The 24,898-nt window shown below is 61.4% G+C and carries 21 protein-coding genes and 3 pseudogenes; 8 read left to right on the top strand and 16 right to left on the bottom strand.

Annotated features, from left to right (window positions below; all coding sequences use genetic code 11):
- The first annotated feature begins 44 nt into the window (after positions 1–44).
- Entirely contained in the window at positions 45–932 is an 888-nt protein-coding gene (locus tag ACOYR4_RS01410; RefSeq protein WP_295942622.1) for a LysR family transcriptional regulator ArgP, read from the top strand.
- Here ACOYR4_RS01410 and ACOYR4_RS01405 read toward each other — a convergent pair.
- Positions 916–1,728, bottom strand: coding sequence for a siderophore-interacting protein (locus ACOYR4_RS01405; RefSeq protein WP_422848407.1), 813 nt, complete (start codon positions 1,726–1,728; stop codon positions 916–918). The genes ACOYR4_RS01410 and ACOYR4_RS01405 overlap by 17 nt on opposite strands.
- 71 nt (positions 1,729–1,799) lie before the next feature.
- Between ACOYR4_RS01405 and ACOYR4_RS01400 the strand changes: the two genes are divergently transcribed.
- A complete protein-coding gene (locus ACOYR4_RS01400) occupies positions 1,800–2,291 on the top strand; it encodes a MarR family winged helix-turn-helix transcriptional regulator (RefSeq protein WP_422848406.1) in 492 nt (163 codons plus the stop codon).
- 94 nt (positions 2,292–2,385) lie between these two features.
- Here the strand turns inward: ACOYR4_RS01400 and ACOYR4_RS01395 are convergent, their stop codons facing one another.
- Together ACOYR4_RS01395 and alr are read right to left on the bottom strand one after the other, a co-directional pair.
- On the bottom strand, positions 2,386–3,252 hold the full coding sequence (locus ACOYR4_RS01395; protein ID WP_422848405.1) for a hypothetical protein: 867 nt from the start codon (positions 3,250–3,252) through the stop codon (positions 2,386–2,388).
- Between the two features lie 136 nt (positions 3,253–3,388).
- Entirely contained in the window at positions 3,389–4,504 is a 1,116-nt protein-coding gene (gene alr, locus ACOYR4_RS01390) for an alanine racemase (protein WP_422848404.1), read from the bottom strand.
- A 156-nt stretch (positions 4,505–4,660) separates the two neighbouring features.
- Here alr and lplT point away from each other — a divergent pair, with 156 nt between their 5' ends.
- The 4 genes from lplT to ACOYR4_RS01370 all read left to right on the top strand — a co-directional run bounded on the left by lplT (position 4,661) and on the right by ACOYR4_RS01370 (position 9,110).
- Entirely contained in the window at positions 4,661–5,965 is a 1,305-nt protein-coding gene (gene lplT, locus ACOYR4_RS01385) for a lysophospholipid transporter LplT (RefSeq protein ID WP_291446516.1), read from the top strand.
- A gap of 276 nt (positions 5,966–6,241) precedes the next feature.
- Positions 6,242–7,141, top strand: a complete 900-nt coding sequence (locus ACOYR4_RS01380) for a DMT family transporter (protein ID WP_422848403.1) — start codon at positions 6,242–6,244, stop codon at positions 7,139–7,141.
- A 75-nt stretch (positions 7,142–7,216) separates the two neighbouring features.
- The gene (locus ACOYR4_RS01375; protein ID WP_422848402.1) at positions 7,217–7,708 is read left to right on the top strand and encodes a glutathione peroxidase; all 492 of its coding nucleotides are present in this window, start codon (positions 7,217–7,219) and stop codon (positions 7,706–7,708) included.
- Between the two features lie 808 nt (positions 7,709–8,516).
- Positions 8,517–9,110: an OmpA family protein gene (locus ACOYR4_RS01370; RefSeq protein ID WP_422848401.1), complete on the top strand. Its 594-nt coding sequence runs from the start codon at positions 8,517–8,519 to the stop codon at positions 9,108–9,110.
- A 633-nt stretch (positions 9,111–9,743) separates the two neighbouring features.
- Here ACOYR4_RS01370 and ACOYR4_RS01365 read toward each other — a convergent pair.
- Together ACOYR4_RS01365 and ACOYR4_RS01360 are read right to left on the bottom strand one after the other, a co-directional pair.
- Positions 9,744–9,905 carry a hypothetical protein gene (locus ACOYR4_RS01365; protein WP_422848400.1) on the bottom strand — a complete coding sequence of 54 codons (162 nt, stop codon included), beginning with the start codon at positions 9,903–9,905 and terminating at the stop codon, positions 9,744–9,746.
- Positions 9,906–9,979: 74 nt separating this feature from the next.
- Entirely contained in the window at positions 9,980–10,291 is a 312-nt protein-coding gene (locus tag ACOYR4_RS01360; RefSeq protein WP_422848399.1) for a hypothetical protein, read from the bottom strand.
- Positions 10,292–10,611: 320 nt separating this feature from the next.
- On the opposite strand from ACOYR4_RS01360, the gene ACOYR4_RS01355 reads away from it, so the two are divergent.
- Positions 10,612–11,967 carry an IS5 family transposase gene (locus ACOYR4_RS01355; protein WP_422848398.1) on the top strand — a complete coding sequence of 452 codons (1,356 nt, stop codon included), beginning with the start codon at positions 10,612–10,614 and terminating at the stop codon, positions 11,965–11,967.
- Here the strand turns inward: ACOYR4_RS01355 and ACOYR4_RS01350 are convergent.
- From ACOYR4_RS01350 to ACOYR4_RS01340, 3 genes and pseudogenes are all read right to left on the bottom strand, one after another.
- Complete coding sequence (locus tag ACOYR4_RS01350) at positions 11,915–12,385, bottom strand: RHS repeat-associated core domain-containing protein (protein ID WP_422848397.1); 471 nt, start codon at positions 12,383–12,385, stop codon at positions 11,915–11,917. The two genes, ACOYR4_RS01355 and ACOYR4_RS01350, sit on opposite strands and share 53 nt — an antisense overlap.
- A 445-nt stretch (positions 12,386–12,830) precedes the next feature.
- Positions 12,831–13,367: a hypothetical protein gene (locus ACOYR4_RS01345; RefSeq protein WP_422848396.1), complete on the bottom strand. Its 537-nt coding sequence runs from the start codon at positions 13,365–13,367 to the stop codon at positions 12,831–12,833.
- Positions 13,368–13,731: 364 nt separating this feature from the next.
- Positions 13,732–14,100: pseudogene (locus ACOYR4_RS01340) on the bottom strand (RHS repeat-associated core domain-containing protein); the annotation flags it as partial.
- 275 nt (positions 14,101–14,375) lie between these two features.
- Here ACOYR4_RS01340 and ACOYR4_RS01335 point away from each other — a divergent pair.
- Positions 14,376–14,489: pseudogene (locus tag ACOYR4_RS01335) on the top strand (IS481 family transposase); the annotation flags it as partial.
- A 17-nt stretch (positions 14,490–14,506) separates the two neighbouring features.
- On the opposite strand, the gene ACOYR4_RS01330 reads toward ACOYR4_RS01335, so the two are convergent.
- The 8 genes and pseudogenes from ACOYR4_RS01330 to ACOYR4_RS01295 all read right to left on the bottom strand — a co-directional run bounded on the left by ACOYR4_RS01330 (position 14,507) and on the right by ACOYR4_RS01295 (position 24,870).
- Complete coding sequence (locus ACOYR4_RS01330) at positions 14,507–14,932, bottom strand: hypothetical protein (protein WP_422848395.1); 426 nt, start codon at positions 14,930–14,932, stop codon at positions 14,507–14,509.
- Positions 14,913–15,056 (bottom strand): annotated as a pseudogene (locus tag ACOYR4_RS01325) (HNH/endonuclease VII fold putative polymorphic toxin); the annotation flags it as partial. The pseudogene ACOYR4_RS01325 and the gene ACOYR4_RS01330, both read right to left, overlap by 20 nt.
- 218 nt (positions 15,057–15,274) lie before the next feature.
- Positions 15,275–16,630, bottom strand: coding sequence for an IS5 family transposase (locus ACOYR4_RS01320; RefSeq protein ID WP_422848394.1), 1,356 nt, complete (start codon positions 16,628–16,630; stop codon positions 15,275–15,277).
- Between the two features lie 69 nt (positions 16,631–16,699).
- Entirely contained in the window at positions 16,700–17,614 is a 915-nt protein-coding gene (locus ACOYR4_RS01315; RefSeq protein WP_422848393.1) for an RHS repeat-associated core domain-containing protein, read from the bottom strand.
- Positions 17,615–17,769: 155 nt separating this feature from the next.
- Entirely contained in the window at positions 17,770–18,423 is a 654-nt protein-coding gene (locus ACOYR4_RS01310) for a hypothetical protein (RefSeq protein ID WP_422848392.1), read from the bottom strand.
- A 5-nt stretch (positions 18,424–18,428) separates the two neighbouring features.
- The gene (locus ACOYR4_RS01305) at positions 18,429–19,601 is read right to left on the bottom strand and encodes an RHS repeat-associated core domain-containing protein (RefSeq protein ID WP_422848391.1); all 1,173 of its coding nucleotides are present in this window, start codon (positions 19,599–19,601) and stop codon (positions 18,429–18,431) included.
- Positions 19,602–19,733: 132 nt separating this feature from the next.
- The gene (locus ACOYR4_RS01300; protein ID WP_422848390.1) at positions 19,734–20,024 is read right to left on the bottom strand and encodes a hypothetical protein; all 291 of its coding nucleotides are present in this window, start codon (positions 20,022–20,024) and stop codon (positions 19,734–19,736) included.
- 4 nt (positions 20,025–20,028) lie between these two features.
- Positions 20,029–24,870: an RHS repeat-associated core domain-containing protein gene (locus tag ACOYR4_RS01295; protein WP_422848389.1), complete on the bottom strand. Its 4,842-nt coding sequence runs from the start codon at positions 24,868–24,870 to the stop codon at positions 20,029–20,031.
- Positions 24,871–24,898 lie beyond the last annotated feature (28 nt).

Below are 24,898 nucleotides of genomic sequence, written 5' to 3'. Positions count from 1 at the left end.
GCCAGCTATACTTTTTAACGATCCGTCAAAATGGCTAACCACCCATGCAACTCGACTCCGCCCAGCTCAACGCCTTTGCCACGGTGATCGATGAGGGCAGCTTCGAACGCGCGGCGGCGGTGCTGCATGTCACGCGCTCGGCGGTGTCGCAGCGCATCAAGCTGCTGGAAGAGCGCGTGGGCCAGGTGCTGGTGCGCCGCGCCACGCCCTGCACGCCGACCGAAGCCGGGCAGGCCCTGTACCGCCACGCGCGTGAGGTGGCGCTGAGCGAGGCCGACGCGCTCGCCACCATTGGCGGCGGACAGCACAGCGCCACGCGGCTGGCGATTGGCGTGAATGCCGACTCGCTGGCCACCTGGTTCCCCCACGCCATGGCGCAGGCGGCCGAGGGGCAGGCCATCACCTTCGACATCCATGTGGAAGACCAGGACCATTCCGCCAACCTGCTGCGCGAGGGCCGCGTGATGGCCGCCGTGACGGCCGACCCGCAGCCCGTGCAGGGCTGCCAGGTGCTGCCCCTGGGCACGCTGCGCTACCGCGCGCTGGCCAGTCCGGCCTTCATGCAGCGCCACTTTGCCCAAGGGGTGAACGCCACCACGCTGGCGCAAGCGCCCATGCTGGTGTTCAACCGCAAGGATGCGCTGCAGGCGCGTTTTGTGAGCCGCATCACGCGCCGCAAGCTCGCACCGCCCGTGCACTGGCTCCCCGAGGCGCACGCCTTCGTCAAAGCCACCCGCGCCAGCCTGGGCTGGGGCATGACGCCCGACCCGCTGGTGGAGGACGACTTGAAGACCGGCACCCTGGTCGAGCTGATTGCGAACAAGCCGGTGGATGTGCCGCTGTACTGGCAGTGCTGGCGCCTGAACGTGCAGGCGCTGCAGCACGTCACCCAGGCTGTGCAGCGGGCGGCGGCGCTTACCCTGCTGCGCTGACCAGGTCCTCGTGGTGGTCCGCCGCCCCACGTTTCCAGTAGGCGGAGATGCGCATGCGCTTCGGGTCCACGCCCGGCTTGGCGAGCACGGCGCGGCGCACGGCGGCCATGTCGCTGTGTTCGCCCGCGGCCCAGACAAAGCCCGCGCCGGGCGGCAGCGACAGCGCCTCCACGGCGGCAGGCAGTGCGTTCACCCACTGCAGGTCCACCTGCGCCGCACTCGCCAACACCCGCTGGTCGGCCGGGTTGCTCAGCTGGATGCGCACTGTGGCCACCGCGCTGACGGGCAGCTCGGCCAGGCGGCGGGCGATGGCGGGCAGCGCGGTTTCGTCGCCTAGCAGCCAGTGCCAGTCGAAGCCCGTGGGCACCACCATGCTGCCGCGCGGCCCGGCAATGCCCACCCACTGGCCCACGGCGGCGCTGGCGGCCCAGTCGGTGGCGGGGCCGGCGTCGTGCAGGGCCACTTCAATGTCCAGCTCGCCCGCAGCGGCGTCAAAGCGCGCGGGGGTGTAGTCGCGCAGCACGGGGCGGGGGCCGTCAAACACGGGGCGGCCGTCCTGCAGCGTGGGCAAGGTGGGGCGATCCTGCCCGGGTGAGGGAAGGATGAGCTTGAGGTGGTCGTCAAACCCGGCGGTCACAAACCCCGCCAGCTCGGGGCCGGCCAGGGTCAGCCGCACAAAGCCGGGGCTGACCTGGGTGCGGCGCACCACCTGGAGGTGGCGGCCCTGCAAGGGGTGGCGGATGCGCTCGATGGCGAGGGAGGGGGCCGTGGCGGCCAGGGGCAGAGGTGCGTTCATGGCGTAAAATGTTGATTTAATCAACGAAATCATCCGCCATTCAGTTGACTTTGTCAACCGATAGCCACGCCATGCCCCCACGTGCCCGCCCTGATGTGTTTGAAGCCCTGCACGACCTGATGCACGCCTACCGGGCGCGCATGGTGCGCGCGATGACCTCCGTGCACCCGGACCTGACCTTCAACGAGGTGCGCGCGCTGAACTTCATTGGCCGCCACCCCGGCGCCACGCAAAAAGAACTGGTGCGCCACAGCGGCGCAGACAAGGCCCAGGTGGCGCGCATGCTGGGCCTGTTGCAGGACAAGGGCTGGCTGGAGCGCCAGCCCCACGCCGAGGACCGGCGCAGCCTGTGCCTCACGCTGAGCGCCGAGGGCCAGGCGCTATACCAGGCGCTGCAGGCCGCGCGGCAAACCCTGTCGGCCCAGGTCCTGGCGGGCTGCGACGACGCCACCCAGGCACAACTGCTGGCCCTGCTGGCGCGGGTGCGGACCAACCTGGATGCGCTGCCGCCGCTGGAGACTGGCGAGGACTGCGGCCACGGCAGGGGCCGGTCCTCGCGCTAGGGGCCCCTCGGAGGCGCTTCCGACGCTCTTTGAAGGGATTTTTGCCTCAAGCGCTAGTGCAATATGCCCTGACAGCTATCAAATAAGGAGCAAATCAGCGCCCCTGGATCACCCGCAACGCCTCGGGCAGCGAATGCACATGGGGCAGGAAGTGGTCGATGGTGGCGCCCAGCAGCACGGCGCAGACCAGCGCGCCCAGCAGGGGCTTCCAGGTCAGGCGCACAGCGGCGCTGAGCCAGCCCTCGCGCTCCACCCCCACGGCGGCGCGGGCCGTGGCCACCGAGAAGGCGATCTCCACCGCCACCGTGAGCAGCACATCCCAGCCAAAGAACAGCATGGCGAGCGAGCCCGCGCCCAGGATCAGCGCCGCGCCGATGAGAAAGATGGCCACCACGGGCACGACCACCACTGCGCCCTCGTCGGCGCTGCCCAGCGCATCGGCCGCGCCCCCGGCAATGTCGCCCAGCACGCTGGAGTCGCTGCTGGAGCCCCCGCTGGACAGGCCTTGCGCCCACCCGCCCCCAAAGTCCCCCGATGCACCACCGCCGCCAAAGTCGCCCCCACCGGTGCGCGGCAGGGGCACCTGGCCGCCCCCGGAGGGGCCATTGCCGCTGGGCCAGGAGATGTCGGGCACATCCAGACTGCCATCGCCCGATGGCCCGTCCCTCCGCACCAGCCGTGCCGCCCAGGCGCGCAGCACCAGCAGATAGCCGATGTAGCCCACCGACAACGTGATCAAGTACCGCAGCGCCAGCGAATCCACGCCCAGCACCATCTGCAGGTGCGAGGTGGCCCACATCAGCAGCAGCGTGAAGCTGCCGATCAGCAACCCGTGCCAGCGCAGGCTGTAGCGCTGTTGCAGGGTGCGCGCGACCGCACCGTGGTGCGGCATGCGCACCGAGCGCCAAGTGGAGCTGCCTTTTTTCTTGGAACTGGAGGAGTTGCTGCGGGGTGTGGCCATGGAAGGAGCGCGCTGCGCGCGGCGGCAAACAGACGGCCCCATTTCACACCAGTTTCAGGCCGCGCCCCACACCGGCGGGCCCTGCGGCGTGAACTTGTGCGCGAACCGCGCCCTGCCGCACGCCAATGAGGGGGCTTCAGGCCCCGCCGTCCACCACCACCGGCACGCGCTGCGCCAGGGCACACATCAGCTCATAGCCCACGGTGCCTGCGGCCTGCGCCACTTCGTCGATGGACAACACCACGCCATTGCTGGCGCGGCCCCAGAGCGTGACCTCGCTGCCAAAGCCCACGTCCACACCGGCCTGCTGCAGCGGCGTGAGGTCCACGGTCACCATGTCCATGCTCACCCGCCCCACCAGGCGCGTGCGCACGCCATTCACCAGCACCGGCGTGCCGGTGTCGCAGTGGCGGGGGTAGCCATCCGCGTAGCCACAGGCGGCGATGCCGATGGTGAGCGGGCCATCGGCCGTGAAGCGCGAGCCATAGCCCACGGTGTCGCCCGCCTGCAGCTGCTGCGTGGCGATGAGGCGGGTGGACAGCGTCATGGTGGGCTGGAGCCCCCAGTGGCTGGCGTTGTGCTCGGGGAAGTCCGGCGCGCTGCCGTACACCACGATGCCCGCACGCACCCAGTCGGCACGCACACCCGCATCCTGCGCGTGGCGCAGCGTGGCGGCACTGTTGCTCAGGCTGCGCTCGCCGGGCAAGTCCTGCGCGGCGGCGTTGAAGGCCGCCATCTGGTGCGCGATGCCGCGCGGGCCATCGGCGTCGCTGAAGTGGGTCATGAACGAAATCTCGTCCACCTGCGGCAGCGCATTCAGTCGGGCCCACGCGGCGCGGTAGCGCTCGGGCGTGAAGCCCAGGCGGTTCATGCCCGAATTCATCTTGAGGAACACCCGGTGCGGCACCTGCGTCTTGTGCGCGGCCAGCATGTCGATCTGCTCGTCGCAGTGCACCGCGTGCCACAGGCCCAGGCGCGAGCACAGCTCCAGGTCGCGCGGCTCGAACACGCCTTCGAGCAGCAGGATGGGCCCGCGCCAGCCCAGGTGGCGCACGCGCTCGGCCTCGGCCAGGTCCAGCAGCGCAAAGCCGTCGGCGCCGCGCAGGCCTTCGTACACCCGCTCGATGCCATGGCCGTAGGCATTGGCCTTGACCACCGCCCAGACCTTGGCGTCGGGCACCGACCGGCGCACGCGCTCCAGGTTGTGGTGCAGGGCCGTGGTGTGGATGGTGGCAGCAATGGGACGGGGCATGGGACAGACCTGATGAAGCGAGGGATTTACCGGGGGACCAGCGCCGGATTCTGGCACTGTGGCCGTTTATCCGCGTGATATAACCGCCTGTCCCTCGCTACGATTCCTCACATTTACCAGGGCATCAGCCCAACTGATGCTCTCACCAGCCATTCGATGAAGCGCGGTTTTTACACCATCATGTCGGCGCAGTTTTTCAGCTCGCTGGCCGACAACGCACTCTTCGTAGCCGCTGTGGAACTCTTGCGCACCGGAGGCGCCCCCGAGTGGCAGCGCGCGGCCCTGGTGCCCATGTTCGCATTGTTCTATGTGGTGCTGGCCCCCTTCGTCGGCGCCTTTGCCGATGCGCTGCCCAAGGGCAAGGTCATGTTCGTCAGCAACGCCATCAAGGTGGCGGGCTGCCTGATGATGCTGTTCGGCTCTCACCCGCTGATCGCCTACGCCGTCGTCGGCCTGGGGGCTGCGGCCTACTCGCCCGCCAAGTACGGCATCCTGACCGAGCTGCTGCCCGCCTCCCAACTTGTGAAGGCCAACGGCTGGATCGAGGGCCTGACGATTGCATCGATCATCCTGGGCGTGCTGTTTGGCGGCCAGCTGGTGGGGCAGCAGCTGTCGGGCCTGCTGCTGGGCTTTGACTTTCCGCTGATCGACACCGGTGTGGACACGCCCGCCGAGGCCGCCATTGCCGCGCTGATCGCCGTGTATGCCCTGGCCGCGTGGTTCAACACCCGCATCCCGCACACGGGCGTCGAGATGCGCCCCCTGCGCACCGACCCTTCGCGCAGCGTGCTGGCCAACACCCTCAACCTGCTGCCGGACTTCTGGGCCTGCAACAGCCGCCTGTGGCGCGACAAGCTGGGCCAGATCTCGCTGGCCACCACCACCCTGTTCTGGGGCGCGGGCGGCAACCTCAAGTTCATCGTGCTGGCCTGGGCGGCCGTGGCCCTGGGCTACAACACCACGCAGGCCTCCGCCCTCACGGGTGTGGTGGCCATCGGCACGGCCGTGGGTGCCGTGGTGGCCTCCATGCGCATGCGCCTGGACATGGCCACCCGCGTGATTCCGCTGGGCATTGCGATGGGGCTGCTGCTGATCCTGATGGTGTTCATCAGCAACATCTGGCTGGCCATCCCCTTCCTCATCGTGCTGGGCGGCCTGGGCGGCTACCTGGTGGTGCCCATGAACGCACTGCTGCAGCACCGGGGCCACAACCTGATGGGCGCGGGCCGGTCGATTGCCGTGCAGAACTTCAACGAGCAGGCCTGCATCCTGGGGCTGGGGGCGTTCTACAGCCTGTCGCTCAAGCTGGGTCTGTCGGTGTTCGGTGCCATCACCACCTTCGGGCTCGTGGTGGCGGGCATCATGTGGGTCATACGCCGCTGGCACCAGCGCAACTGCGTGAACCACCGCGACGAGGTGAACCACTTGCTGGACATCGCGCGGCACGATACGCATCACTGAGAAGCCCCCCTGAGCGGCTGCGCCGCTTCCCCCGAGGGGGACGCACCCGGTAGCCTGGAGCTATGGAAGGCTCCCCCTGAGCCGCTGCGCGTCTTCCCCCTCTCTCGCTGCGCGGGAGGGGGACGCACCCAGTGGCCTGGCAAAGCCAGCTCCACGGGTGCACGGGCCTTGAAGCGTGCCAGTTTTAACTGGCTGTGCAGCATGCAACCGTTTGCTACATAATTTATAGCTATCAGCTCATATTCCACCAGCGCTACCGCCTGTTTTTTCCCTTCAATGCACTCTCCCCTCCCCTTCGCTGCCCTGCTGTTCAACGCCTTTGTCTGGGGCCTGGCGTGGTGGCCTTTCCAGCACATGCACCAGGCGGGGCTGCACCCCTTGTGGGCCACGGCCTGCATGTATGCGGTGGTGCTGCTGGCGCTGCTGGCCTGGCGCCCCGGCATCTTGCAGCAGGTGCGCGCGCATCCGCAGCTGTGGCTGCTGGCGCTGGCCTCGGGCCTGAACAACGTGGCCTTCAACTGGGCCGTGACGATTGGTGACGTGGTGCGCGTGATCCTGCTGTTCTATCTGATGCCCGCCTGGGCCGTGCTGCTGGCCTGGAAGGTGCTGGGCGAGCGCCCTACCCCTGCGGCGCTGCTGCGCCTGGCGCTGGCTTTCTGCGGCGTGGTGCTGGTGCTGCTGCCCGAGGGCGCGCCTGCTTCGCGCCTGCTGCAGAACCTGTCGCTGGCCGACGCTCTGGCGCTGCTGGGCGGTTTCATGTTCGCGCTGACCAACGTCACGCTGCGCCGCCTGCACACCGTGCCGGGGCCCGCGCGCATGTTTGCGATGTTTGGCGGCTGCATGCTCATGGCGCTGGCGGTTGCCTGCATCGGCCTGCAAGTGGGTGTGGTGGAGCCCTTCCCTGCCGCCAACGCCACCTGGATCGTTACCGGCCTGCTGCTGGCCGGGGTGCTGATGCTGGGCAACTGGGCGTTGCAGTTTGGCGCTGCGCGGCTCGCGGCAGGCACCACGGCGCTGGTGATGTTGTCGGAGGTGATGTTCGCCAGCGTGTCATCGGCCCTGCTGGGTGCTGCCACGCTGAACACGCGCACCGTGCTGGGCGGGGCGCTGATCCTGCTGGCATCGCTGCTGGCCGCACTGCAATTCCGCCGGCCGGGTGCTGCGGGCCCTCATTGATGGATTGACCCGCAGGCACACAGGCCTCTGCAGCTGGGGCTACGATGGCCCGTCATCCCCACCCGGAGAACCCGCATGCCCACCAGCATCTACGACTTTGAAGCCCTTCAGATGAACGGCCAGTCCGTGCCCCTGTCCCAATACCGGGGCAAGGTACTGCTCATCGTGAACACCGCCAGCGCCTGCGGCTTCACGCCCCAGTTCGGCGGACTGGAAGAACTGCACAAAGAATACGCGGACCAAGGCCTCGTCGTGCTGGGCTTCCCCTGCAACCAGTTTGGCGCCCAGGACCCCGGCAGCAACGACGAGATCGCCAGCTTCTGCCAGCTCAACTACGGCGTGAGCTTTCCGATGATGGCCAAGATCGACGTGAACGGCACCAACGCCTCGCCCCTGTACCAGTGGCTTACCGCCGAAGCCCCGGGCCTGCTGGGCAGCAAGGCCATCAAGTGGAACTTCACCAAGTTCCTCGTCGGCAAGGACGGCCAGGTGATCCGTCGCTATGCGCCGCAGGATGCACCGAAGAAGCTGGCGGGGGATATTGAGGCGGCGCTGGCCGCAGGGTGATCGCCTTCATCGGCACCCATCAGCGCTGTCTGCAGCGCCCTAGCGCCCTTTCACTTTTAACGCTCGTACCCCTGTTGAGTGCGAATGTTGGTATTTGTGAAACCTGAATCAAGCGGTTGCCAAACCCCCCGCTGCGGCGTCAATCGGCCTTTTCTGCAGCGACACTCTGGCCCGTTCGCGGAGAAGCAGCGCCCATCGCGCTGACCCCGAGTGAGGCAGGGTGGCATCAGACCGCCCACTCCAACGAACGCATACGCCATCTGTTCGCTACTGGAGGGAGCCCCTTTGCCTGCTTTCGCTGCCGCATGGCAGCGCGCCGCCATGGCCGCTGCATCGCTGACCTGCAAGTTCCGATTCCTGGAAATCGCAGGCGTCAGCAGCACCTTGCTCAGTGCGAAGCCTGCACCCAGTGATCCGGCGGGCCTCGGCTCAAGCGGCCTTCGTGCCCGCTACTGCGACGACGCTGATAGCCAATCCGGCACTCGCCCAAAGCCGTCGGGCTGCCCGCCCCCTTTGAAGGCTTACTCAGTTCACCAAAGCGCAGCATGCAGCACGCCCATGCAGGAGCGTGAGTGCCTGATCACCGCTGCCCCGGCAAGGACCGCACTTAAAAGAGCACACGCGCTCGGCAGCTCATGGCCGCGTGCTGCCTTCCAGTACCGCAAGTACCGCACCCGAACCATCGCCGCCAGGCCACACACATCGTTATCTTGAAGGAGCTTTTCTGATGTCATTCATTTGCCACGCCACGGGACCCCATATCGCACTCGATTGCCCTATCGCCTCGGTGCCCGGACCAGCCAGAGCCATGGCTTGCGCAGCACTGGCGCTAGCGCTGGCATCGGGTTTGGCGGGTTGCGCTGACACCCCTCAAGCGCCAACAGAGCCAGTCGCCACCGCCGCGCCTGCGACCGAGACTGTCGCCGCCCCTGTCGAGCAGCCAGCGCCTGAGCCCATCGCCCAACCCGCACGCCTGCCAGAGGACGGCATCGTCGCCGAGTTCAAAGCCACGCAGGTCAAACTCTCGCCAGAAACCCTGGCGCTTCTGGCCAAGTTCGCAGAGAGCCGCGACCCCAACGAACGCCTGGAAATCACCGGCTACTGCAACAAGCGCGAGGCCCCCATCGATGCGCGCGACATCGCCACGATGCGCGCCAATGCGGTACGCCGCGAACTCATCAAGCTGGGCGTGCCCGCTAAATCCATCCGCGTGAAGTACAACACCACGCAGCCCATGCACGCGGTCAAGATGGAGGTGAAAGAGGGCACTGCTACGGCCTCTACACCGCACACGGGCCGCATTGAACTCGCGGAAAAGGCAAGCCCCACAGGCCCCATCAGCACCGCAGCCAGCACCCAAACCGGTTGCGCATGCGCTGCACCCGGCGCAGCCACTCGGTGAACTGGTTTTGCTGGCCCTGCGTTCGGGGCCAGCTCTTCCTTGCCGTTGCTTCCACGTAGCACTGCGGCAGGACACCTGCTTGGCAGCCCGTGCGGGAGGCGTGCTCGGCTGGTTACTTTACGGCCAGCGCGGGCGCGCGGCGCTGCATCAGGGCGTCAATGATTAGGATATTTAGAGCACCGCGTCTCGCCCGCTTGCTTCGTCGTAGATCGCAGTAGTAGCGGCGGCCCCGCCAAAACTCTCTGCCGGATGATCTGGCTGCGAGCGATGCTGAGCTCTTCGTGCAGGCCGACCTGGTCGGCGTGGAAGTAGTACACCTCGCACAGCTTGGCATTCCCGCTGAGACCATCTGTGCCGGTGTTTTGCACTGTGCCCTTGAAGTTGAGTGCTTGCCAGTAGCGGGCTTCCAGTGTGTCGTTGGCTGGTTGCTGGGAATAGTCTTGGTGTTTTTGGCCGCTTGCGATTCACTGGCCTTGGCTAACAGCTATGGTTTTTTGATGTTTTTGGCTGCTGCGCGTCTAGGGTGGTGCCCAGCCCGCACTGCTCGGATCTTTCGCCATCTGCGTCCAGGCGCGCCAGCGGTACATAGCTGCACGGCTCGTAAACGTAGATGCTCGTGTGCCCGCCACGGCTTTACTGCAGCAGCTGCATTCCGTCCCAGGCGAAGTGCGTGGTGCCAAAGCTGTCGCTCTTGGCGATGCGCCTGCCCAGTGCGTCGTACTGGTAGCTGAAGACCTGGCTTTGTGGCTGGCCGTCTTTGCCCGCCAGATCATAGTGGAAGTATTCGCTGCGCACGGGCTAAGTCGCATGGGTGTGGACGATCCGTCTAATGCCGACTAATTCGTGTCTAAGATTTTTATCAAACTTTCTCAATCAAAGCCTGGGCGAGAGAAAGTAAAAATCATATTATCCATATTAATACCCATCTCAGGCTCCAGCAAATTAATATCTTGCAATAAATTCACAAACTGTCGAAAAATCATCCAATCAGTATTTATATATTCAAAAACACCGTTATGCTGATGACTCTCTTCGATTTTTGAAAGAATAAATATCAGTCCTTCTTTATTCTTCACCAAAGTTATCGCACCAACAGCAATCAAATCTTTAATTGCAGCCATTTCATCTTCGTAGTCCATGATAGTTGGCAAGGCCGCATATTTTTTCACTAGATCACTCACGACTGCCTCCAATTAAAACGGGGAGCCATCCAAAGGAATATGTGCGCCATTTTAGTCGGCGCCAAATGGACCCCACGTTCCATCAGTTCTATAGTTATTGCCAGCGGGGCCTTTAATGCTAGCGATTGGGCCAGCGCCAGCGTTCGACCCCGGAAAGTTCGCAGCAGCAACAGGGTTTGCGCCATGACCATGAATAGTCCGCGCTGATCAATCCGCAAGCCGTTGATCCGACACGTAGTTCTGCTCATTGATGGGCACAGGATTTGCAAGGTATGGTTTTGCCCGTATCTGTTTTCTTGCAAATTCCTCTGGGGTAGTCCATGGGTCCAAAGCCTTCGCAGCCGCACTCCGGTGAGTTGTTTCGCCCAAGGCTGGACGAGCAGCTCAACATGCAGCACCCACTGCTCAGGCTGGCCGCGCTGATCGACTGGGCCGAGATTGAGCGCACGTTCGCGGTGTCGTTCACTTCCGGGCGGGGCCGTCCTGCCTTGCCTGCGCGCCTGATCGCCGGGCTGCTGTATCTGCAGCACACCTTCGACGCCTCCGACGAAGCGGTGGTCAACACCTGGGTGGAGAACCCGTACTGGCAATTCTTCTGCGGCGAGACCTACCTGCAGACAGAGTTGCCCATCGATCCGAGCAGCCTCACGCGATGGAGAAAGCGCATTGGCGAAGAAGGCGTGGAGACACTGCTGGCCGCCAGCATCGACGCCGCCCGGCGCGGTGGTGTCATCCAGAAGTCCAGCACACAGCGGGTGATCGTAGACACCACCGTCATGCCCAAGGCCATTGCCCACCCCACCGATAGCCGACTGCTGGACAAGAGTCGCCAGCACTTGGTCAAGGCGGCCGAGGACAACGGGCTCAAGCTGCGCCAGAACTACAACCGCGTGGCACCGCGGCTGGCCGCGCAGATTGGACGCTATGCGCACGCCAAGCAGTTCAAGCGCATGAAGAAGGCCGTGCGCACACTGCGCACCCGTGTGGGACGGGTGCATCGTGAAGTTACCCGCCAACTGCACCTGCTGCCTGAGGTAGCCAAGGCCAAAGTTCAGGACCTATTGCAGCGCACGGGCCGCATCCTGACCCAACGGACGAAAGACAAGAACAAGCTGTACGCCCTGCACGCGCCTGAGGTCGAGTGCATCAGCAAAGGCAAAGTCCGCACCCCTTACGAGTTCGGCGTGAAGGTCAGCATCGCCACCACATTGAAGGAAGGCCTGGTGGTGGGCATGAGGAGCATGCCGGGCAATCCGTATGACGGCCACACGCTGGCCGAGACACTGGAGCAGGTGGGCATCCTCACCGGCACGGACAAGCCGCCGGCCACGGCTATCGTGGACAAGGGCTACCGTGGCGTGAAGGTTGAGGGCGTGAGCATTCTGATGTCAGGGCAAAAGCGTGGCATCACCAAGACCCTAAATGCCATGATCAAGCGAAGAAGCGCCATTGAGCCTGCTATCGGGCACATGAAGATGGACGGGCGGCTGGGGCGCAACCCGCTCAAGGGTGCGCTGGGCGATGCGCTGCACGCGGTGATGTGCGGTGCCGGGCACAACCTGCGCTTGATCCTGGCCGCGCTGCGGCTTCTATGCGCCCGATTCGGGCTGTCGTTGCAGGCGGTCATCGCAGCACTGCTCGTCGCTCCCGGTAACCACCGCCCCGTCTGTTGCTGAGAACGGAATTGTTCAGGACGGACTGAATACTATAAGGCGCACTTTCGTGCTTGAAACCACCGGAGGGGAATTTCGCTGGATTTGGATGAAATACGTTAGGCAGTCCACCTTGTCGCGCCCAAACCTGGATATCAGGATAATTCATCCGTCCATTTCTCACCAAATCAGCAGGACTACTCGGACGTTGAGAAAAACGACCCGTTTCATTATTTCTCCACCGGTTAGCTTTTGAATCAAAAGAACAGCTCCACCCCCAAGGATCAATCCAGCTAATCGGGTTGGGCGCATACTGGTGCAGGTTCAATCCGCCCAACAGCCCAATCGGATCCGGCGTCGCAAACGCCCCCAGATCCGCGTCGTAGTACCGGAACGTGTTGTAGTGCAGCCCCGTTTCCCTGTCCAGGTACTGCCCCTGCATCCGCAGGTTCTGCTGCAGCGATATCGCCTGGCCTACGGGTTGAAATTGCGACGCACCTGCTGTGTTAGAACTTTGCCATTGCTCGCTGACCGTGCAGCCATAGGTAGGGTACCGCGCCGTCCACAATAAGTTGCCGTTGTTATCGCTGAACTCTTCCGAGGGGTATTTGGCTGGGTGTGGAGGTAGTACCCCTGTGCGCCCGGCGACTTCGGTACCGGCGGTCTCGCTTCGCGGCTATCTTGCGCACGTTCACTTCGCACTCTGATTGGGTCGTCGTTAGCGACTGCATTCACAGAGTGATAAGTTGAACTAATCTGCCTACTGTGCGTTCTTGTTGGGTACTACTTTTTGTCTGCCCTCTCCATGTCACAAGGCCAGCGACTCAAGACAAGCCTTTTAAATTGACATGACTACATGCCAAATAGCAGATATTAACAGCACATTTTCACCCTACATTTATCGGCTTTCTGGTGCAAATGTGATATACGTAATCCGAATCATCGAGCGGTTCGTCCCTCAAAGAGGCACGAACGTGAATAAACCAATCAAAACTCCCTGCCACCACATACAACACATCGCTGCTGTAACAAGCCATTGAACGCTCTTCTCGCAGGAAGGCACTGGCTTGTTTTGGATTTGTGCAATAAAACTTAGGAGGAGTTTTTCTATTAAATCTGCCCCCTTCGAACAAGAATACCTGCTTTTCCTTTTGAAAAAAGTTTTGATCGAGCACTGTGCGATCTCCGACCAGCCGCATCGAGCTGTCATAAAGATACGGCCCAGAAAAATTAAAACTCCAGGTCTCTTTGCCTGAATGACTCATAGTAGCCCTGTCGAAACACTTCTTCTTAGTCACATAAGATCCTCTAAAATATTTATAGAGAAATACTTTATGCAATCTGACTGACTGTCCTATCTCGATTAATTCTCCAGGCAACTGCATATCAGTCATCAAAAAATATGTGGCCTTGATCTCGCCCACTTTGATCTTTCCACTTTATGTGAGGTCGATCGTTCCCTACACCACCGTCAACCTCACCCTTATTCCAACGCTGTTTCGCAGGCAGTCGATTTCCGCCACGATCAGCTCTTGGCTGAGGTTTATGAACTTGGTAGCCCTTGCTGTAATCTCCATCATTAGAATACATTTTTCTTCGATCCATGTTGCCTCGTGCCTGCGTAAGCAATGCTTTCGCATCTGCTGCATTCGCGACTCGAATATCCCCCTTGCCGCCATTTTTTAGCGATTGCACCGCAGCATCCCATTGCTTCGTTCCAGGCCGAACAACAGGCAAATCGCTTGCTTTGCTGTGGCCTACCCCAGTCATTCGACAGACGGGACTTAAACCCCAAGGATCAATCCACGCGATCGGATTGGGTGCATATTGATGCAGGTTGATGCCACCACCGAGCCCAATCGGATCCGGCGTCGTAAACGCCCCCAGGTCCGCGTCGTAGTACCGGAACGTGTTGTAGTGCAGCCCAGTTTCCCTGTCCAGGTACTGCCCCTGCATCCGCAGGTTCTGCTGAAGCTGCACTGTCTGGCTCGCTGACTGCTGTTGCAGCCGCTGAACAGGTCTTCCCGCTTCGTCGTAGCTTTGCCATTCCGCCCGGACCGTACTGCCCCACGTGCTGTACTGCGCTGTCCACACCAAATGGCCGCTGGTGTCGCTCAGCTCTTCCGGCAGGCCGTTGGGCTGGGTGTGGAAGTAGCACACCTCGCAAAACGAGGTCTAGGCTGAAGTCCCTTGTGTGCCAGTTCAAGGGATGGCTTGTCGTTACGACTGGGTTTCCAGTGTGGCCCAGTATTGCGCTTTCGCCGTTGATGATTTGGAGAGTTTTTGGTTTTCAGCGCACGTGGGTAGAGCACTGGCCGCTATCGTTTTGATTCCTGGATCTGCTGCGTCGGCTCTTGGGTGGCTCCAGCCCCCCCTTGCTCCGTGCCGGCCCCGCTAGCATGACGGCGCGCCAGCGGTGGATAACCTTGTAAAACCACCAGTTGCCACAGTCAGCACTGGACGGCAAGACACCTATCCTGGCTATCAAGCAGTGGTATCAAGAGGGGCCGGATGTGTATCCCAACCGACCATATGATCGTCCGTGATACGACAGCTAGCCACTCTAGTCCGTAGGCGTATCGATATATACATCGCAACCTTGAAAAATCAAATATTCAAGCGAAAGATTTATCTCGAAATTTCTATCGGCTTGGCAAATTTCAAGAATTTGATCTTTCATTTTCACAAAAAAAGGTGCATAGCTTAAAAAATGATGATTTTTCACGATGACGTCACCTGCTGTCTTTCCAAGAAGACTTATGACCACGACATTATAATCATCACCCCACAACCCCCACTTTTCAACTTCAATGACTGGCTTTGTTTTTATATGAACCCCCAACAGAATTCTGCCATTTACATCCAGGGAAATTTGACCGAAAAAAATCTCATCACCGAATCCATTCGGAAATATTTTTCTTAAAAATTGATTTTTTTGAATTAATTCAATTAAATCAATACTCGAGTTTTTAGAAGTTGTAATGTCCATGAGTTCCTTTGACATCTCCAGTTCTAGTGTTCGCTATCGGCCGCACATTAAAATGTGGCTCAGCACCGTGACCCTTTGTGGCTTTTGTATGCCCAAGGCCGTGCTCTTGAATAACAACTGATTTTCCGTCTTTAGTGGTGTAGTGATACTCTCGCGCTGTAACAGGCTGTCCCTTTGAATTAAAATCGTGTTTCCTCTGCCGTCATCGAGTTGATCTCTAGAAATTTTGATCGGCTGCTGACTATTAGGGATGCCAGCATCTCTCTTTGCTTGGCGCAGTGCATCTCTTCGACTAACGCCGTCATAACTCGTCTTCTTAGTCCGTCCTGAACAATTCCGTTCTCAGCAACAGACGGGGCGGTGGTTACCGGGAGCGACGAGCAGTGCTGCGATGACCGCCTGCAACGACAGCCCGAATCGGGCGCATAGAAGCCGCAGCGCGGCCAGGATCAAGCGCAGGTTGTGCCCGGCACCGCACATCACCGCGTGCAGCGCATCGCCCAGCGCACCCTTGAGCGGGTTGCGCCCCAGCCGCCCGTCCATCTTCATGTGCCCGATAGCAGGCTCAATGGCGCTTCTTCGCTTGATCATGGCATTTAGGGTCTTGGTGATGCCACGCTTTTGCCCTGACATCAGAATGCTCACGCCCTCAACCTTCACGCCACGGTAGCCCTTGTCCACGATAGCCGTGGCCGGCGGCTTGTCCGTGCCGGTGAGGATGCCCACCTGCTCCAGTGTCTCGGCCAGCGTGTGGCCGTCATACGGATTGCCCGGCATGCTCCTCATGCCCACCACCAGCCCCTCCATCAACGTGGTGGCGATGCTGACCTTCACGCCGAACTCGTAGGGTGTCCTGGCCTTGCCCTTGGAGATGCACTCCACCTCGGGCGCGTGCAGGGCGTACAGCTTGTTCTTGTCCTTCGTGCGCTGGCTCAGGATGCGGCCTGTGCGTTGCAGCAGGTCCTGGACCTTGGCTTTGGCCACTTCAGGCAGCATGTGCAGTTGGCGCTGCACTTCGCGGTGTACCCGGCCCACACGGGTGCGCAGCGTCCTCACAGCTTTCTTCATGCGCTTGAACTGTTTGGCGTGCGCGTAGCGCCCGATCTGCGCGACCAGGCGAGGGGCCACTCGGTTGTAGTTCTGGCGCAGTTGCAGACCTTGCTCCTGGGCCACCTTCACCAGGTGCTGGCGGCTCCTGTCCAGCAGGCGGCTGTCGGTGGGGTGGGCAATGGCCTTGGGCATGACGGTGGTGTCTACGATCACCCGCTGTGTGCTGGACTTCTGGATGACACCACCGCGCCGGGCGGCGTCGATGCTGGCGGCCAGCAGTGTCTCCACGCCTTCTTCGCCAATGCGCTTTCTCCATCGCGTGAGGCTGCTCGGATCGATGGGCAACTCTGTCTGCAGGTAGGTCTCGCCGCAGAAGAATTGCCAGTACGGGTTCTCCACCCAGGTGTTGACCACCGCTTCGTCGGAGGCGTCGAAGGTGTGCTGCAGATACAGCAGCCCGGCGATCAGGCGCGCAGGCAAGGCAGGACGGCCCCGCCCGGAAGTGAACGACACCGCGAACGTGCGCTCAATCTCGGCCCAGTCGATCAGCGCGGCCAGCCTGAGCAGTGGGTGCTGCATGTTGAGCTGCTCGTCCAGCCTTGGGCGAAACAACTCACCGGAGTGCGGCTGCGAAGGCTTTGGACCCATGGACTACCCCAGAGGAATTTGCAAGAAAACAGATACGGGCAAAACCATACCTTGCAAATCCTGTGCCCATCAATGAGCAGAACTACGTGTCGGATCAACGGCTTGCGGATTGATCAGCGCGGACTTCTTATTTGGCGTGGTTCCAGCGCCGCATTCCCTTGACCACCCCCAAGGATCAATCCACCCAACAGGGTTGGGCGCATACTGGTGCAGGTTCAATCCGCCCGACAGCCCAATCAGATCAGGCGTCGTAAACGCCCCCAGGTCCGCGTCGTAGTACCGGAACGTGTTGTAGTGCAGCCCCGTTTCCCTGTCCAGGTACTGCCCCTGCATCCGCAGGTTCTGCTGGAGCTGAACTGTCTGGTTCGCTGACTGCTGTTGCAGCCGCTGAACAGGTCTTCCCGCTTCGTCGTAGCTTTGCCATTCCTCCCGGACCGTACTGCCCCATGTGCTGTACTGCGCTGTCCACACCAGGTGGCCGTTGTTGTCGCTCAACTCTTCCGGCAGGCCGTTGGGCTGGGTGTGGAAGTAATACACCTGCGCTGCCTGCGCCGTTGGAGTTGCGGTTGCGGCTGCGGTCTTTGCGTCCGCTCTGGTCAAGCCATCGGTGGGCCCGTCGTTCGCCGCCCCCACGTTGAACCGGTCGCTCCAGCCCGGGTTGATCGTGGGCACGCTGGCCTGCTTGCCTTGTGCATTGTCTGATCCTCCGCCCAGCGCATGCGCCGCCGCAGCGTGTGGCTCTATGCCGCCACTTCCGTCGATGCGCGCCAGGGGCACGTAGCCACCCGGCTCGTAGACGTAGGTGCTCGTCTGCCCGCCACGGCTTTCCTGCAGCAGCCGCATTCCGTCCCAGGTGAAGTGCGTGGTGCCAAAGCTGTCGGTCTTGGCGATGCGCCTGCCAAGTGCGTCGTACTGGTAGCTGAAGACCTGGCTTTGTGGCTGGCCGTCTTTGCCCGCCCGCACCACCGCCACCTGGGTCAGCATGTGCTGGTGGTCGTAGCGGTAGTGCTATCTTGTGGTTGTCTATTTATTAATGAAAAGGTATCAAAATCGACTGAACAGTATTTCCAGAATCGGCGAAATTTTAAATCTCCTATTAATAGCAACTCCATCGATTCATGCCATCCTGCATCACCACATCAGCCCCCACGACTCTCAGACACCTTGTCAAAACTGATGGATTCGCTTTCCACAAGTTCTCCATGAGCGGGCAAGAAGTCTTTTACCCCAACCACCAGATCCAAATATCCAGCCTCATATATATTCGACAAAGAGGCTGGTGAGATGCTATCACTTTTAAATTTTATCGCCTTAGCACACACCCCAAAATCGCCGAAGCTTCGCCAGAAACAGCCGGCTGGTACCGAATAGAAATAGATTCTTTCATCGAAAAATTCGGGGATTTTACAAAAAATCCCTATCTCGGCTCCGCCTCCGCTCTTAAAAAAATAAAAAGCACGCTTTTTATTTATGCCAACAGAGTGATCCGCAGTCACATATATATATTTTGATTGATTATTTTCAGCGTCATATGCACTAATCAAATCAACGGATTCCGCAAGACCATGCCCGCATATTTCCGCCAATTGCGCAGATCGAAAATTTATTGACCTCGACATAGGAATGAATTTATTCCTTTCAAAGTCACTTATTGACAAAGCGAAAGAATCATATTCGTCACAATAAACACAAACCCCTTCTCCTGCCAGTTTTGGCGCAATTACAAAAGCGAGACCATCGCTGCGTCTTTCTACGTGATTGGAATCTTGATGTATAAAGTGGACTTTTTCCATAACAATTAAAGAACAGGATATGAGGTAACAATCTGATTAGAATTTGGCTTGGTAATAATCAATACATTGTTCAGAATTTTTCCATGATCGGGGTGAGCAGGATTTCCACCCTGTATGCCTGCATTGCGCATTGGAATTGTGTAAGCCAGATTGCCGTTTGGCTGCACCACTGGTTGAACCCCTTGTTCCTTCGCAATTTTCCATGCTTGCGCAGTCTGATTTATTGGATTTCCTGAAAAAACCCCATGGGGCACATTTCTGCCAGGAATATCCGCCCCATGTCGTCTGACATGATCTTTACGAGTGAGCCCTTCTCTATCGCGTGAACCATTCCATTTCAACGGATGGCTTGTCCCGCATCTCTCCCATCCCCAAGGATCAATCCAGCTAATCGGGTTGGGCGCATACTGGTGCAGGTTCAATCCGCCCGACAGCCCAATCGGATCCGGCGTCGTAAACGCCCCCAGGTCCGCGTCGTAGTACCGGAACGTGTTGTAGTGCAGCCCTGTTTCCCTGTCCAGGTACTGCCCCTGCATCCGCAGGTTCTGCTGAAGCTGGACTGTCTGGTTCGCTGACTGCTGTTGCTGCCGCTGAACAGGTCTTCCCGCTTCGTCGTAGCTTTGCCATTCCTCCCGGACCGTACTGCCCCACGTGCTGTACTGCGCTGTCCACACCAAGTGGCCGCTGTTGTCGCTCAGTTCTTCCGGCAGGCCGTTGGGCTGGGTGTGGAAGTAATACACCTGCGCTGCCTGCACCGTTGGAGTTGCGGCTGCGGCTGTGGTCTTTGCATCCGCTCTGGCAAAGCCATTGGTGGGCCCGTCGTTCGCCGCCGCCCCCACGTTGAACCGGTCGCTCCAGCCCGGGTTGGTCGTGGGCACGCTGGCTTGCTTGCCTTGTGCATTGTCTGATCCTCCGCCCAGCGCATGCGCCGCCGCAGCGTGTGGCTCTATGCCGCCACTTCCGTCGATGCGCGCCAGGGGTACGTAACTGCCCGGCTCGTAGACGTAGGTGCTCGTCTGCCCGCCCCGGCTTTCCTGCAGCAGCCGCATTCCGTCCCAGGTGAAGTGCGTGGTGCCAAAGCTGTCAGTCTTGGCGATGCGCCTGCCCAGTGCGTCGTACTGGTAGCTGAAGACTTGGCTTTGTGGCTGGCCGTCTTTGCCCGCCCGCACCACCGCCACCTGGGTCAGCCTGTGCTGGTGGTCGTAGCGGTAGTGCTGCTCCGTGTGGCTGCCGATGCGCTTTCACAAGCAACGCTATTATGGCGTCGTTTTATTTGCATTAACTGTTAATTAATTCCAGAAATTAACCATTTATACACCCCCATCAGCAGCGCCATGTTTTAGCTTATTTTCAATATAAAGAATCCATTCGTTGAACTCTTTTTTTACAAAATCATCGGTCGATTCCAATATTTTCTTATTGATATAATTTATTGTATCCGAATTTCCTCTATCAGTTACATATAATGGTATAGAGTCCCTTATTTCATGGTCAACCAATGAAGACTCATATATATCTATTAAGCGATTAACAAGCTCCAGATCGCCATCTCCACTGTTGATTTTTTTTGTGATTTCGTCATAAATCTTAAGATAGTCCATGATATTAGTTAAAAGGCGGTCTCCCAGGACGCATTGGAATATGCACATCAGCATTGTGATTCGGATTACTGCCCCGCGAAGAAGCTCCGCCTGTATCGGTATGGGTCGACGCCCCCCGCGAATAATTCCCTCCAGTCACCTGAGAGGAAGGAACAGTTTCCTTATGCACATGCGGGCGGGCATCGGCATAGTGAGGCGGTGACCGCATGTTTCTTGGATCGATGCGAACGCTAGCAGTATTTCCATCTGGGAGGGATTTTGTCCACACTTCTCCTCCACTGCGAGCGGGCGTCATTGTGTATCCGCGCGTTCGCAAGATCTTTCGAATCTCTCCTGGACTTCGTCCAGCCATACGTGGTAAGCCACTCATTTCCTCGGAAGCTGTCTGCGCACGCCTAAAACGCCCTGCCTGATCTCGGCATGGACTGAGCCCCCATGGATCAATCCAATTGACAGGGTTTGGGGCGTATCGGTGCAAATTCAGGCCACCGGCCAGCCCAATCGGATCCGGCGTCGTAAACGCCCCCAGGTCCGCGTCGTAGTACCGGAACGTGTTGTAGTGCAGCCCCGTTTCCCTGTCCAGGTACTGCCCCTGCATCCGCAGGTTCTGCTGAAGCTGGACTGTCTGGTTCGCTGACTGCTGTTGCAGCCGCTGAACAGGTCTTCCCGCTTCGTCGTAGCTTTGCCATTCCTCCCGGACCGTACTGCCCCACGTGCTGTACTGCGCTGTCCACACCAAGTGGCCGCTGTTGTCGCTCAGTTCTTCCGGCAGGCCGTTGGGCTGGGTGTGGAAGTAATACACCTGCGCTGCCTGCACCGTTGGAGTTGCGGCTGCGGCTGTGGTCTTTGCATCCGCTCTGGCAAAGCCATTGGTGGGCCCGTCGTTCGCCGCCGCCCCCACGTTGAACCGGTCGCTCCAGCCCGGGTTGGTCGTGGGCACGCTGGCTTGCTTGCCTTGTGCATTGTCTGATCCTCCGCCCAGCGCATGCGCCGCCGCAGCGTGTGGCTCTATGCCGCCACTTCCGTCGATGCGCGCCAGGGGTACGTAACTGCCCGGCTCGTAGACGTAGGTGCTCGTCTGCCCGCCCCGGCTTTCCTGCAGCAGCCGCATTCCGTCCCAGGTGAAGTGCGTGGTGCCAAAGCTGTCAGTCTTGGCGATGCGCCTGCCCAGTGCGTCGTACTGGTAGCTGAAGACTTGGCTTTGTGGCTGGCCGTCTTTGCCCGCCCGTACCACCGCCACCTGGGTCAGCCTGTGCTGGTGGTCGTAGCGGTAGTGCTGCTCTGTGTGGCTGCCGATGCGTTTTCTGATCAGCCGGCCGAAGCCGTCGTAGTCGTAGCGCTTGTCCTGCAGCACCTTGACGCGGTTGTTTTGTACCCAGCCTCGGCCCTGGCTGCTGAGGCTGCCTTCCTCCAGCGCGCTGATGCGGTTGCCCGCCAGGTCGTAGTGGAAGTGTTCGCTGCGCTCGGGATGGTTCGACAGCGTCTGCGTGATGCGCCCGCCCTGGTCGTAGCGGTGCAGGGTATGCCCCTGCTGGCTGTGCTCCACGCTGGTGAGTTCTCCGTTCCCGTCGTAGCAGTAGCGTTTGAGCAGCACGTCTTCGGCGTTGTGCCGCTGCTGCAGGCGCTGGCTCCAGTCTGCGCTGTGGGGGCTCCACGGGCCATCAGCACCTGGGTCGGTGCCGATGCCGCGCCCTACCCGCAGCATGGCTGGCCGCACCCAGGCCGCCGCTTTGCGCCCAACGGGGTCGTAGGCAAAACGGCTGGCCAGGCGGCCTTGCGTGCGCAGCACCTCGCGGTGCAGGTCGTCGCGCTCGATGTCGGCCAGCACGGCACCGTCCAGATTGATCTGGTGCAGGTGGCCACTGCCGTAGTACAGGTGGTTCAGCGCGCGCCCGTCCGGCAGCCTGGTGCCGATGCGGTTGCCCAATGCGTCGTATTGGTGGTGCAGCGCGCTGCTGCGCTGCTGACCTTGTACGGCGTGCCCGGCGGTTTCCTGCAGTACCTGGCCCAAAGCGTCGTATTGCCAGGTGTGCTGTGCAACGACTTCGCCCAGAGGCGTGCTGTGTTGCGCCGTCAACAAGTCGCCGGTGGGGCTGTATGCATAGTCGATCCGGGCTTGCAGCTCGGGCGGCGCCTGCGTTGCGGCTGCGCCCGCCTGCGCGGCCGCACTGGGTGTGTAGACGTTCTTCTGAACCAGCTGGCCCGCAGCATCGCGCACCAACTGGGTGTGGATGGGCTGCACCTCGGCGTGGCCCGGCACGGCGTCGCCCTGGCCCTGGGGCATGGGGTGTTCGGTCACGCCGACGACCTGGTGGGCTGCATCGTAGTGCAGCACTTGCCGGGTGCCGTCGATGCGGGTCTCGGCCACCAGGCGGTCCACCGCGTCGTAAGCGAACCGGTACGCCTGGCGGTTTTCATTGACCAGCGCCGACAAACGCCGTGCCGCGTCATACCCCAGCTGGATGTTGCTGGTGAGTGCGCCAACCGCTTTGGAGCGCCCAGTCAGCTGGCCACGCTGGTTGTAGCTGTAGCTGGTGGTATGGCCCAGCGCATCGGTGGCGATCACGCACTGGCCCGCCGCGTCATAGCGGTACTGGTGCTGCGCGCCGTCCGGCAGGGTCAGCTGCAACAGCCGGCCCAGCGGGTCGCGCTCGAAGACGGTGGACTGGCCCAGGGCGTCGATTTCCTGGTGAAGGTGGCCCTGCGCGTCGTACGTGTAGCGGGTGGTCTTGCCGCTGCAATCGGTGTAGGCGGTCAGCAGGCCCCTGGCATCCCAGCGCAGCTGCTTGCGCCCGCCGTGGGCATCGGTCACCAGAACGGGCAGGCCTCGGTCGTCGTTCGCGTAGCGGGTCACGTGGCCCAGAGGGTCGGTCTCCGCCACCAGATTGCCGTGGTCGTCGTACTGGTAGCGCCAGGTTCCGCCGCCGGGGTCTTCCGTCGCGACCAGCAGGCTGGCCGGGCCGGGGCTCCAGCGCTGGCGGTGCGTGCGTCCCAGGGCGTCCGTTTCTGAGGTGAGGTTGCCAGCGTCGTCGTAGGTGTACGTGGTGGATCGCCCCAGCGCATCCGTATGGCCCAGCAGCTCTTTGGTGGTGCCCCACACCTGCGTGGTGGTGTGGCCCAGAGCGTCCGTGTGGCGGGTGATCTCATGGTCGGCATTCCAGTGCCACTGCTGACGGCGGCCCAGGCCGTCGGTGACCTGGGTGCTGCCGCTGCCGTCGCCATGCAGGCCGTATTCAAAGGCATACGCTTCGCCGTCGTCCGTCCAGTGCCGCACCACGCGCGCATGGGGGCCAGGGCGATTGCCGATGCCTTGGGCAAACTCCTGCCATTCGTAGCTGCATAGCAAGCCACCGGGCAGCTGGTGGCTCGCCATGCGGCCATTTGCATAGGTAAACCTGCGCGTCGTCTGCCCTGCGCGGTCTCTCACTTCGGCCAGTTGGCCTGCGGCGTCGTAGCAGTAGTTCACCAGCGCCTGCGCAGCCTCGCCATCAGCGCCCACGCGCAGATGAATCTGCTGAAGCCGGGCAGTGCCCGGAACATACAGAAACTCCAGGAGCCGGCCTGCGCTGTCCGCCACGTGGGTGAGCACACCGTCGTCACCGTAGCGCAGCGCGTGGTAATTGCCGTTGCGGTCCTCAATGCGCTGCAGGTGCAATACGCCCACCGCCGCAGCATCACCCACGCTCCCGGCGGGCGCCTGGCCGAACCATTGGTACATGCCTTCGGCTGTGACGACGACGTAGTCGCCGCCTTCACTGCACAGCACGCCGATCCCCTCAGCGACGCTGAACAGGCCTTGCCCCGGCGCCGGGCGGGTGAACTGTATGTCGCGCCCATCTGCGTCGTAGTAGGTGACGGCGGACCGGCCCTGCGGATCGTGGTCCAGGTGCAGCTGCACCGTGTAGGGTGTGCTCCAGCCGCGGCCCAGCGGGCCGTCGCTGCGCTCGTCCAGGCTGTTGTAGATGCGCTGCCACGCCACGGGCAGCACGCCTGGCAGCACGAAGTCCAGGTCGCTCCCATCGGCCAGGAGCTTGGCGCCCGTGGCGATGTGCACAGGGTTGCCCAGGATGGCCGGCACGGTCATGGCCGCGGAGCCTGCGGCTTGCGCAGCCTTCAACATGCATTCCGCGTTTTTGACGAGCGCCTTCGGATCCTTGACCAGCTTCCAGAGACATTTGATGTTCTTCAGGAGATTTCGCGCCTCCGCAATGAACAGTGCCGCCCGCAGCAGTGGATTGACCTCGTCGTCGTAGTCACGCACCGTCTCAGGAGCCCCACCAATAAAGACGTTGGGCGAGCCAGCATGAATGGTGGCCCCGCACACGACCTTGTCGCCCTTGCGGGCAGCCAGGGCTTCATTGATGACGGTCTGCTTGGGCCCGACCGCCGCGCCCTGCGCGATCAGGTTGACGGGCGTGATGGTGTGCTTGCCGCAAACCACTTCGTCCAGCGGTACCGCATTGGTGGCCCGCGCAGCGGGAATGCTGTTGACGAACACATCGGGTGAGCCGGTCGCAATGGCCCCGGTCACATCCCAGGTTTCAGGGACCAGCCAATCGGCAATTTTTTCTCCAATGGCGCCCCCCGCCATGCTGACAGCGAGGGTGGCCAGCGCTCCGGTCAGCACGACGGCTCCCGCGAGGATCGGCGCCGCCAGCCCACCCGTGACCACGGTGCCCACGGCCGCAACACCCGCTGTCACCCCCGCCGCGATGGTGCCAGCGCACAGCGCACCGAGCGCGGCAGCGCCTGCGGCTATGCCCACCACCTTGGCCAGCAGGCGTGCGTTGGCGTTGCTGTGGGCAATGGGGTCGCCCAGTCGGGCCGCTGGTGGAAACTGACTCATGGGCGAAGGAGGTCGTGGAACGAGGGGT

Source organism: Acidovorax sp. M14 (genome assembly GCF_049331375.1).
Classification (GTDB): domain Bacteria; phylum Pseudomonadota; class Gammaproteobacteria; order Burkholderiales; family Burkholderiaceae_C; genus Acidovorax.
This window is presented reverse-complemented; position numbering and strand designations above follow the sequence as displayed.

Bases quoted from the DNA above. Each gene is read 5' to 3' on its own strand.
- ACOYR4_RS01410 (WP_295942622.1), top strand. From the start codon at position 45: ATGCAACTCGACTCCGCCCAGCTCAACGCCTTTGCCACGGTGATCGAT.
- ACOYR4_RS01405 (WP_422848407.1), bottom strand. From the start codon at position 1,728: ATGAACGCACCTCTGCCCCTGGCCGCCACGGCCCCCTCCCTCGCCATC.
- ACOYR4_RS01400 (WP_422848406.1), top strand. From the start codon at position 1,800: ATGCCCCCACGTGCCCGCCCTGATGTGTTTGAAGCCCTGCACGACCTG.
- ACOYR4_RS01395 (WP_422848405.1), bottom strand. From the start codon at position 3,252: ATGGCCACACCCCGCAGCAACTCCTCCAGTTCCAAGAAAAAAGGCAGC.
- alr (WP_422848404.1), bottom strand. From the start codon at position 4,504: ATGCCCCGTCCCATTGCTGCCACCATCCACACCACGGCCCTGCACCAC.
- lplT (WP_291446516.1), top strand. From the start codon at position 4,661: ATGAAGCGCGGTTTTTACACCATCATGTCGGCGCAGTTTTTCAGCTCG.
- ACOYR4_RS01380 (WP_422848403.1), top strand. From the start codon at position 6,242: ATGCACTCTCCCCTCCCCTTCGCTGCCCTGCTGTTCAACGCCTTTGTC.
- ACOYR4_RS01375 (WP_422848402.1), top strand. From the start codon at position 7,217: ATGCCCACCAGCATCTACGACTTTGAAGCCCTTCAGATGAACGGCCAG.
- ACOYR4_RS01370 (WP_422848401.1), top strand. From the start codon at position 8,517: ATGGCTTGCGCAGCACTGGCGCTAGCGCTGGCATCGGGTTTGGCGGGT.
- ACOYR4_RS01355 (WP_422848398.1), top strand. From the start codon at position 10,612: ATGGGTCCAAAGCCTTCGCAGCCGCACTCCGGTGAGTTGTTTCGCCCA.
- ACOYR4_RS01350 (WP_422848397.1), bottom strand. From the start codon at position 12,385: ATGCAGGGGCAGTACCTGGACAGGGAAACGGGGCTGCACTACAACACG.
- ACOYR4_RS01330 (WP_422848395.1), bottom strand. From the start codon at position 14,932: ATGGACATTACAACTTCTAAAAACTCGAGTATTGATTTAATTGAATTA.
- ACOYR4_RS01320 (WP_422848394.1), bottom strand. From the start codon at position 16,630: ATGGGTCCAAAGCCTTCGCAGCCGCACTCCGGTGAGTTGTTTCGCCCA.
- ACOYR4_RS01315 (WP_422848393.1), bottom strand. From the start codon at position 17,614: ATGCTGACCCAGGTGGCGGTGGTGCGGGCGGGCAAAGACGGCCAGCCA.
- ACOYR4_RS01310 (WP_422848392.1), bottom strand. From the start codon at position 18,423: ATGGAAAAAGTCCACTTTATACATCAAGATTCCAATCACGTAGAAAGA.
- ACOYR4_RS01300 (WP_422848390.1), bottom strand. From the start codon at position 20,024: ATGGACTATCTTAAGATTTATGACGAAATCACAAAAAAAATCAACAGT.
- ACOYR4_RS01295 (WP_422848389.1), bottom strand. From the start codon at position 24,870: ATGAGTCAGTTTCCACCAGCGGCCCGACTGGGCGACCCCATTGCCCAC.